General features: G+C 64.3%; 9 protein-coding genes and 1 pseudogene. 4 read left to right on the top strand and 6 right to left on the bottom strand.

Translation table 11 applies throughout. The features are described from left to right. Positions 1-52: 52 nt before the first annotated feature. Positions 53-232: pseudogene (locus JJL56_RS32205) on the top strand (IS256 family transposase); the annotation flags it as partial. A 289-nt stretch (positions 233-521) separates the two neighbouring features. Next, on the top strand, positions 522-1,055 hold the full coding sequence (locus JJL56_RS34015) for a helix-turn-helix domain-containing protein (RefSeq protein ID WP_200487850.1): 534 nt from the start codon (positions 522-524) through the stop codon (positions 1,053-1,055). Between the two features lie 157 nt (positions 1,056-1,212). Here the strand turns inward: JJL56_RS34015 and JJL56_RS32195 are convergent, their stop codons facing one another. The 6 genes from JJL56_RS32195 to JJL56_RS32170 form a co-directional block, all read right to left on the bottom strand. Next, on the bottom strand, positions 1,213-1,923 hold the full coding sequence (locus tag JJL56_RS32195) for a hypothetical protein (protein ID WP_200487849.1): 711 nt from the start codon (positions 1,921-1,923) through the stop codon (positions 1,213-1,215). Further along, on the bottom strand, positions 1,920-2,726 hold the full coding sequence (locus JJL56_RS32190; protein ID WP_200487848.1) for a hypothetical protein: 807 nt from the start codon (positions 2,724-2,726) through the stop codon (positions 1,920-1,922). Before JJL56_RS32190 ends, JJL56_RS32195 begins: the two co-directional genes overlap by 4 nt. Next, on the bottom strand, positions 2,623-3,330 hold the full coding sequence (locus JJL56_RS32185) for a phage portal protein family protein (RefSeq protein WP_200487847.1): 708 nt from the start codon (positions 3,328-3,330) through the stop codon (positions 2,623-2,625). The genes JJL56_RS32190 and JJL56_RS32185 overlap by 104 nt, the downstream gene beginning before the upstream one ends. A 31-nt stretch (positions 3,331-3,361) precedes the next feature. Then, entirely contained in the window at positions 3,362-3,550 is a 189-nt protein-coding gene (locus tag JJL56_RS32180) for a hypothetical protein (RefSeq protein WP_200487846.1), read from the bottom strand. Positions 3,551-3,762: 212 nt separating this feature from the next. Further along, complete coding sequence (locus JJL56_RS32175; protein ID WP_200487845.1) at positions 3,763-5,415, bottom strand: GGDEF domain-containing protein; 1,653 nt, start codon at positions 5,413-5,415, stop codon at positions 3,763-3,765. A gap of 698 nt (positions 5,416-6,113) precedes the next feature. Next, positions 6,114-7,982 (bottom strand): PocR ligand-binding domain-containing protein, encoded by a 1,869-nt coding sequence (locus JJL56_RS32170; RefSeq protein ID WP_200487844.1) that lies wholly within the window; start codon positions 7,980-7,982, stop codon positions 6,114-6,116. A 172-nt stretch (positions 7,983-8,154) separates the two neighbouring features. Between JJL56_RS32170 and JJL56_RS32165 the strand changes: the two genes are divergently transcribed. Continuing rightward, a complete protein-coding gene (locus tag JJL56_RS32165; protein WP_200487843.1) occupies positions 8,155-8,334 on the top strand; it encodes a hypothetical protein in 180 nt (59 codons plus the stop codon). 329 nt (positions 8,335-8,663) lie between these two features. Beyond that, entirely contained in the window at positions 8,664-8,864 is a 201-nt protein-coding gene (locus JJL56_RS32160; RefSeq protein WP_200487842.1) for a hypothetical protein, read from the top strand. The last annotated feature ends 277 nt before the right edge of the window (positions 8,865-9,141 follow it).

Raw genomic sequence — 9,141 nt, 5'->3', positions numbered from 1 at the left:
CCGACGATGAAGCAGGACCTGCGCGAGATCTGGATGGCGCCGGACCGGGCCGCGGCGCAGGACGGCGCTGTCACAGGAGACCGCCAAGCTGATGGTCTTCAAGCTGATCACCGCCGCGGCAAAAACCTGGCGCCGCCTCCAGGGCGAAAACCTGTTGCCCAAGGTGATCCGCGGCGTCACATTCCGCGACGGCATCGAGGTCACTGAAGCCGCGTCACAGAACGCCGCCTGATCGGCCCGTCACCCAATCTCCAACATAGCTCCTCTATTCCTCCCCAGGCGCTCCCGGAGCGGCGCAGCTTCGCCATCTCGGCGCCGGTGACGTCGGCTGCGATCCACGGCCCCAGCTTCGGCAGGAGGCTTCGCCGGTATGCCCGTTGCCGGGCGTCTACGGTGCTGATCCTGACCGTCGGCAGGGACCGGGAGAGCGGCGTCCCGGATTGCGCGCTGGCTGCGGCTGATGGGCCGGAGCTGGCGAATAGCTTGTGCGGCGGCGCGGCTCGTGTCGTTCAAAGGCGCTTGTGGGCCACCACCGGCACACCCTTACGGGAATAGGGTCTGAAGACCGCCGCAGCACCGGAACCCTATCTCTGGAGCTTGGCTTCATCAACCTGCCCGCCGCGCCGAATTCGATTTCCCGGCGCACCGAAACGCACCGGCAGGAATTCCGATTTCCCGAAGGTTTCGCCGTGCCGGCCTTCGGAGGAACCGAATACCATCCTCCCATGCCGAAGCTGCCCGCCACCCGACCGAAGCGTGATCGTGATGCTGATGCCGCCACCCGGCGCCGCGCCGCTGTGGAGTTCCGCCGCAAGCTGAAGGCATCCGGCATTTCCCAAGCGAAGCTGGCCGCAGCGCTGGGCGTCCAGCCGTCCACCGTCTCCTCCTGGTCGACCGGCGCGGTCATGGTGCCTTCCTACGACATCGCCTACCTGCCGAGCTGCTCGCGATCCGGACTGTGGTCGGCGCTGCCGTGGAGCGGGTCAGGAAGGCAGCGTGACCTTCTGGATTTCCGAATGGTCGTGCGCGGGAACGTTCGGCTGCTCCGAAGATGACGGTTATGTGGTAGAGCTGTTGCCCACCGCGTTCCTTCAGTCCAGCTTGATACCGAACTGGTATGGAGCTATATTTCAGTCAGGACGTTGGCGAAAATTGTTGCGATGCCGGGTAGCCTTCGGGTCCGCTGGGGTGCTTCGCTCCCAGGCCAACGTCCTAAAACTCCTTTCTTGGCCTCACCAGGGTTCCCTTCTTCGGGAAGTCGATAACTTGCTTCTTCCGCATTACGTGGAAGGATTTCAGGTAAACCTCCTTCCCATCTTTCGTCACCTTCACAGCCGCATACCACCACTCGCCGTCTTGGTGCGCGGCAACAACATGAAACTCTTTGTCGGTGCGCACCTCACCTCGGTCCAGAACGGTCTGGAGACGCGCTAAATCTTCCGCTGTCCACCCATGCTTCTTATGCGAGTCCCGTGTGTCGGAAGACAGGAACACGCGCGTCGTCTTCGCCGCGAAGTGCGCTTGGATATCTGCTGGCAGCCGGGCAACGACGACGATGCCTGAGGCTTCAGATTCGAGAAAGTCCTTCAAGCTGCCACCGCCGCTACCACTTCCGGATTCCGGCCCGAAGGTAAACCGGCCACGGGCGTCGTGGTAGGGATTATGCTTGGCGACCTGCCCGTCTGTATCAAAAGGGCTTTGCCCGGCGCCGGGCAGGCCCCCTTCCGCCTTCTCGACGCTCTCCGGGATCTCGCCACCGGCCAGCACCGCCAGCGCCTCGCGGTAGACCGGATCGTCGGGCCCCAGCGCGCCGAGGGCTGCGATGTCCTCCGGCGCCGCCTTGCTGACGCTCGCCCTTACGCCGGCAGCCCGTGACGCCTTGCCCGTGAACGTCCGGCGCCGCATCAACCAACCCGTCGTCATCGGCCGGGGCATCGGCGAGCCTCTTCGGCCTCCGCGCGGGCGCGGCACCCTTCCCGGGCCGGTTGACCGCCGAGCCGCCTTCGTCCCCCCTGCCCTTCCAACTCCTTCGGCTTCAGCGGCAGGTTGGCCGCCGCCCGTAGGGCATCCTCCAGCGCATCGTCCATTACCATCCCGGCGCCGGTCATGGCCGTCAGGAAGGCGCCGAGCACCTGCAGGTTCGCCTTGTCGAGATCGCCCGGCACCGCCTTCGGCATGGTGTCGCGCGGCAGGCCGTTGACCGCCCATAGCCTGGGGATCACCACTCTGTTGACCGGCGCTGCGATGCCGCGGAGGTAGCTCATCACCGCTTCACGCAACAGGTTCGTCTTGTCGGTGGAGAGGTTCAGGGCGCCTTTGTTGTTGTGGCCGAGGAGGATGAAATCCGCCAGCGCAACCGACGCCATCTCCTGTTTCTTGCGGCCGATGATGGGGGAGAAGTCGCCGCTGCGACGGCCATCCGCGACGGTGTAGCCGACCTTGTAGGCGTCGACCTTCTTGCCTTCCTTGTCGATGATCGTCGGCAGGAGGATGAAGCCGGCGCGGTCGTCCGCCATCTCCTTGGCAAGCTGCTCCCAGGATGCCCGCGTGCCCTTGTCGTTGTAGTCGCCGACCGGGATTTCCAGCGTCACGATGCCGCCGGCCCGCACCGCGACGGAGGCCTCAGCGTTTTCGAACATGCGCAGCGCGGTGTAGGGCCGCACTGCTGGCTCCAGGATCAACTTGCCTTCGGGGTTGCCGCGGTTCGCGGTGGTGCGGATCAGCACCAGGCGCTCCATGGGGATCGGCACCTCCCGGCCCCGGCACCGGGTCGCGCTGGTAGAGGCCCAGCAGGTCGTCGGATTCCTGATCGAACCACCACCGCTGCACGATGTCCTGGGAGCGAAGCGCGATCTTCCGCAGTCCGATCTTGCCGTCGGCGTACTGGCTGCCGGCCAGCGGGTCGGCGCCCTTCGGCGTCCCGGTGCGCTTCCGATAGACCATCTCGAAGGGGGCGAATCCGTAGGGGAATATCGTCACGGCGTCCGCGACGAAGTCCTCCCAGGTGTGCTCCATGTCCTCGAACAGCACCCCGTCCACGAAGTCGCGCGCCTCGCGGTGCGCCAGCGTATCGCCGCTCGACTCGATGCGCCAGGACACCGACCGGAACAGCGCCGTCAACGCGAATAGCATCGCCGCGATGGTCGGGTCCTTGGTCATCTCCCGGTACTTTCGGATGGCCTGGAGACCACGGAGCTGCGGGTCCTCGTCGTCGTAGATGTAACCGCCCCAGTGGCGGAGACCGCCGCGGCCAACCTCGGTCAGCAGGCTCTGGCCGGATGCGCTTCCCGCGTTCGAGCCCGCGGCCTTGGTGATCTGGTCATCGGACATCGGCAGGCTCTATCTGATGCAGGTGGTTGGGTTACGACAGCAGGCCGGCGCCACGGCCGCCGAACACGGGCGTGACGGAGGGCATCACGAAGTCCTCGATCGGTTCCGGCGCATAGGTCAGCACCAGCGCTTCCGCGAAGTCGGGCGACGGGATGACGCGAAGCGGTGCAGCGCTCGCCGCGCTGGCTTCTCTCGGCACAGTCGCCTGGTTGTTCTTCACTCAGTAGGATCTGTTTGTTTTCGAGCGCTTCAGGTCGACCCTGGGAGGGATGGTGGACCTTGGGGCGGTGGTCACGCCGCATTGCCGATGTGAAGGAGGTGAGCGCTCCGCCGGTAATGAAAATCGCCAAGCTGGCTCTCGTCGGCGGTGCTGATCATGAGTGGAAAACGAGCAACTGGTTGGGCAAGCCTGCGAGCCAGGCGTAATGCACCTCAGACGAGGCGCAAGGCTTCAGCCTTATTGACCAAGTCCTTGTATGCGAGGGCCCGGTTTCGCCCCGCTCTTTTTGCGGCGTACAGAGCTTGGTCAGCATGCTCGAGCACTTGGTGAACTGCCCCTCCATGCTCCGGCCAGGACGCAATGCCGATGCTGCACCCGACTTGGACTGCGCGGCCGGAGATGATGATTGGCTCGTTGACCGCTGTGATAAGGCGGGCGGCAATGTCGTCGATATGCGGTGGCTCCTTCCCCGGGACGGGATTGATGATCACGGCAAACTCGTCGCCACCCAGCCGAGCGATGACATCGTCGGTGCGCAGGCAGGAGGCCAAGCGAGCACCAACCTGCCGAAGGACGGCGTCGCCAGCCTGATGGCCCAAGGTGTCGTTCACCGGCTTGAAGCCGTCAAGGTCCAGGTACATGACCGTGAATGGCTGGGTGCCGGGCCGGTTCGCCAGGGCCTCGGAATACTGCTCGAAGAAGCGCCGGTTGGGCAGAGCGGTCAGGCGGTCCTGGTAGGCGATGTCCTCCATCCGGGCCAGCGCGCTTTTGGAATCCGTCAGCGCGGCGATCAGGTCCCGCAAAGAGCGCGACAGGTCCTCGACCTCCGCGGCACCGCCGACCACCGGGATCTCCACGCCGGGTTGGCCCTCACGCAGCCGTCTGGCGGCGTCGGCAATTCGGTGGAGAGGACGGGCGATCCAGCCTGCGGCGAACCACGCTGCGGCGGAGAACAGACACGCAAACGCCCCACCCCAGAGTAGGATTTCGCGCTGAAGAGCATCCGCGGTGGCGTAGGCAGCGTCGACCGGCTGGCGCGCCAGCACGGTCCAGCCCAGTCCCCTGTAGCTGGCATGGCCTGGGCTGTGGGCATAGCCGGTCAGGTACCGGTGGGCATCTGGCCAGGTTTCGACCGTCCAGCCGATGCCGTTCACCTTGGCCGACGCGACGCTTCCCACCGGGAGAGGCTGCCCCAGCGTGCCCTCCGGCCCCAGGAGGACGGTTCCGTCGGCGCTGACGATGAAGGTCTCGAGCCCACGCCGCTCGCGCATCGGCTTGAGCAGGGTTTGCTGGACCTCACGGGCCCAGTTCCACGAGAAATGGGTGGCGAAGACACCGACCACGGTGCCGTTGTCGTTCTTCAGCGGCGTGGCGACGTCGACGAACTTCATGGGCTCGCCGCTTGGGTTCGGCAGCAGCTTGGCGAGCATCACGGCATCATGCACATCGCCGACGAAGTGTCCCTTCAGACCCTCCCGGTAGACCGGGCGGGACGAAGCGTCGACCCCGAGCAGGATGCCGCCGCTGGAGGCGACGATAGAGCCCTTGGCATCGGTAACGCCGACCCAAGCCAGGGTGTGGTCCTTGGCCTTGAGCTCATCGACGACCTTTTGAGCGACCGCCCAGTCGCGCACTGCATCAATCTTTGCCAGCACGCTGACTTGGTTCGAGCGGGCCCACATGTCGGCATCGAGCTTCTCGGCCATCTGGTAGGCGGCCTCGGACAGCGAGCGGCCAATCTCCTGCTCAAGCTGTGTCCTGGACCGCTCCCCAACGACGGCGCTCATCAGGAATGCCATTCCAACAATGAGAGTGGCGCCGGTGATCGCAACGATCCCCCGCAGCCCTTTGAGCACCACCACCATATCACCGCGCCTTGGCCGAAATTTCCTTAGAAGTCTACTCACTTTCAGCTGAACGGGGTAAGAGATAAGTCAAAGAACCCATACGGCTTTTGCAACTTTTAGCAAATTACACGCAAGACAGGTAACCAGAGGTTGTGACTCACAACTTCCAAATTGGAAGCAACCCAGCAACGCGCTGAAATTAAATTTACTACCTTAGCAAGTTATTCCGTGCTTTACTGAATGAAGCCATCCTTTGTTCCACGCAATGACGGATTTTGGAAAAGCCAAGAGCGAATCGCTTTTACATGCAGTTTTGAATCTCTACCCACCACAAGCCAATAGTTTGTCCTTCGCAGATCTGCGCTTCAACCGAAGGATTGACGGACACACTGCAGAGCATTATCGAGCGTCCGTTTCGGGAGAAAAGCCCGTGACGCCCAAGCGCTCAGGGAATAGGAGCCGCGTCGCCCGCCCTGGTGCTCTCGCGAAAAGGCGCGCTCTCAGCCTACTTCACGAGGCGCATCATAGAAATGCGCCATCAGCTGCTTCTCAATGCTGGTCGTCGCCCGTCGACGCAGTGGCTGGCAGGTTGGCCGACCGCTTTTGAGGTCGGCCAAGCGCCACATGCTGCCAGAATTCCGTCGGATAGGGGGGTGACGTCGGTCAACATCGCCTACGCAGGTAGATGGTGTCCGCCCAGCCGGGGCAACTCCAGTTCAAGCCGGCGGTTTGGAGCACATCTCTACGACGATGCGCAGGAACAGGCTGATGTCGAGTGGCTTGGCGAGGTAGTGCAGGAAGCCCGCCTCCAACCCCCGACGGATGACGCTGGGGTTGACATTGGCAGACAGGGCGATGACCGGGATGTGGCTGGTTCTGGGGTTGGCCTTGAGCAGTCCCAAGGCCTCGATGCCGTTCATGCCGGGCAGGTTGATGTCGAGCACGATGACGTCGGGCTGGGTCGCCGCCGCCACTTCGATGCCGATCTCTGCGGTGGGCGCCGAGGCTAGGGTGAAGTCGGGCAACTCGGTCACCAGATCACGCATGAGTTGGAGGTTGACCGGATTGTCCTCCACATAGAGCAGCCTGCGGGGGGCGCCGACTGCGGTTACGCGCAGCCCATCGCGTGCATTGTCCTCGACCGCCTCCGGCGGGGCGGCCAGGGGATCCTGGCTGGCGGGCACCTCCACCCAAAAGGTGGTGCCGCGCCCCACCTCGGTCTCGAAGCCGATGCGGCCGTCCATGGCTTCCATCATGCGCTTGGTGATGGTCAGGCCAACGCCGGTGCCCTCGATTTCGGTGGTTTCGGCGCCCAGGCGGTTGAACGGCACGAAGATCTGGGAGTGCTTCTCAGGCGGGATGCCTGGGCCGTCGTCGGTGACCACGAAGCGCACCGAGCCCCCGCTACCCGCCTCCGCAGCCAAGCGAACGGAGCCGCCGGGACGATTGTACTTCACCGCGTTCGATGTCAGATTGAGCAGCACCTGCTTTAAGCGCATGTGGTCCGCGCGCACCCACCCGGCCACATTGTCGGCCACCTTCCAGTCATGGACGACTGTGGTGCCGCGTGTGGTGAAGGCGCGGGTCAGCTCCAGCACCTCGGCCGTCAGTGCCTTGGTTTCAATGGGCTCGACCGACAGCGTCAGCACGCCGCTCTCGATGCGGGCCAGGTCGAGCACCTCGTTGATCAGGCTGAGCAGGTGGTAGCCGCCCTTCATGATCTGCTGAACGCGGAAGCGCTGTTTGTCGTCGAGCGGCGCGGAGATGGCGCTGTCCAGGATCTGGGCGAAGCCCAGGATGGCGTTCAAGGGCGTGCGGAGTTCGTGGCTCATGGACGACAGGAAGTCGGACTTGGCACGATTGGCGCTTTCAGCGGCTTCCTTGGCGACGCGCAGTTCGTCTTGATGGCGCTCCAGCTTGGCCAAGGCGTCGCGCAGCGACCGGGTGCGCTCGAACACCCGCCCCTCCAACTCGTCGTGGGCGCGCTGCAGTTCTTCCTCGGCGCGCTTACGCTCGGCCACCTCGGCCGCCAGGGTGGTGTTGGTGCGGCTCAGCTCCTCTCCCCGCAAGCGCAACTCCTCGTTGGCGATGCCCATGCTGGCGATCATGTTGGTGACGAGGGTGAAGAAGCCCATCATCAGCCGGACACGGTCTTCCGAAAGAACCGGAACCCGGTTTAGGGCCGCAAGATAGTCCTCGTCAGGGAAGCCGAATTGGCGGGCCTGGGCCAGGAAAGCCTCGGCGTCGGGCCGCTCGAAGAAGAACTGCCCGGTGAAGAAGTTGCCGACATGCTGGCCCCTGACGACGATCGGCATGGCGGCGTCGACCAAGCCGTTGCGGCATTTGTAGACTTTATAGGGCTGGCCCTGATCGAGGCTGGCCGCTAACTCGGTGTCGCTTTCGTGGCACCGGGATGCGGTGCCCGGATGGACGCGGTGGAACCGCGTGCAGATATCCTGCCAGCCGGTGGCGACGAGAATGTTTCCTTCGAGATCAAGAACAGCGGTCACCGCGCCAGTCAGTGTGGTAAATTCCTCGCAAAGCCTTTGCAGGTGGGCGATCGGTAGAAATTCCGACAATTTCACGGCATCCGCTCCGGCTTAGAGGGCGGGCAAAAGGTTCCCGTAATCACATCGCAGCAAGATAACACTATCGGCCGATACGTCCCAGATAATCAGGACAGTCGGGATCGGACCGGGTTGAAGTTGACTCTAACGTGACATTGCGTGGTGGGCGTGGATATGAGTCAACCTGTCCGTGACTCGCCCCGATCTGTCCCGCCTGAGCCTGGAGGAGAAGGACACACTGATCCTGGCGCTTCTGGAACGCGTCGCCGCGCTTGGGGCGAAGCTGAACCAACGACCGAAGACGCCGAACAATTTAAGCCTGCCGCTCTCGCACGGCCAGAAGGCGAACCGGCCGCCGCGGCCCCGATAGCCGCCTCGGCCAACTGAGCGACATTCGCCGCCGTCACGCACCAGTGCCGGAACTCCGCGATAACCTTTTCCCCAGGTCGAAGTTTCCGCGGAGCCATCCTGTGCCCCACCCACGCCTTCAAGGCGGGATCATAGGTCGCCACCACCTTGAACCGGCGGCTGCCGACCAGGAACGACAGCTCCACCGCCCCGGCCACCCGCACCCTCAACCCGCGGCGGCGGTGCTGGTGCTCGACCGTCGGCGCGGCGAGATAGGCAGCGAGCGCGGCCAGCCCCTGGCGCAGAACGCCCTCTGCCTCCTCCACCGAAAGCCAGCGCTGGCCACCGGGCATGCGGAAGTGGCGGGACGTCGCGAACCTGTCGAGCGCGGTTTGCGCCCCGACCACCGACCACACAGCCATCGCCGCCGGCGAGGCGCCACCGCCCAGCGCTTCCATCGCGGCGAAGATCCAATGCCTGGCCTCTTCCGCCTCTGTGCCGGGGAGCTTCTCGCCACTGGACGCAGCGGCGGTGCCCCTGATCTGGCTGTAGTCCGTTCCCTTTCCGAGGTCGAAGTGCGCGGCGGCGAAATGCGCGGAGAATTAGGTCACCGGCCGCGGCGAGCAGCCCATCGATCCGGTAGGTTGCCCGCAGGATCTGGAGCGGGCTCCGTGCCTCCCCGGCCGGCGCTCCGATTTCACCGTTCTCGTCAATGACGGTCCGGTGCAGGTCGCCGCTTTCGCCCTTGCGCTGGTAGGTGAGGAGGCAGAGCTATGCGGGAATCTGGGTGATGACGGTCTGAGGAGGGCGGCGTATCGAGGTGGGTGAC

Origin of the sequence: Azospirillum aestuarii, assembly GCF_016632405.1 — a bacterium.
Lineage (GTDB): Bacteria > Pseudomonadota > Alphaproteobacteria > Azospirillales > Azospirillaceae > Azospirillum > Azospirillum aestuarii.
Note: the sequence above shows the minus strand (reverse complement) of the source record. Positions and strands in the feature narration are given on the sequence as shown.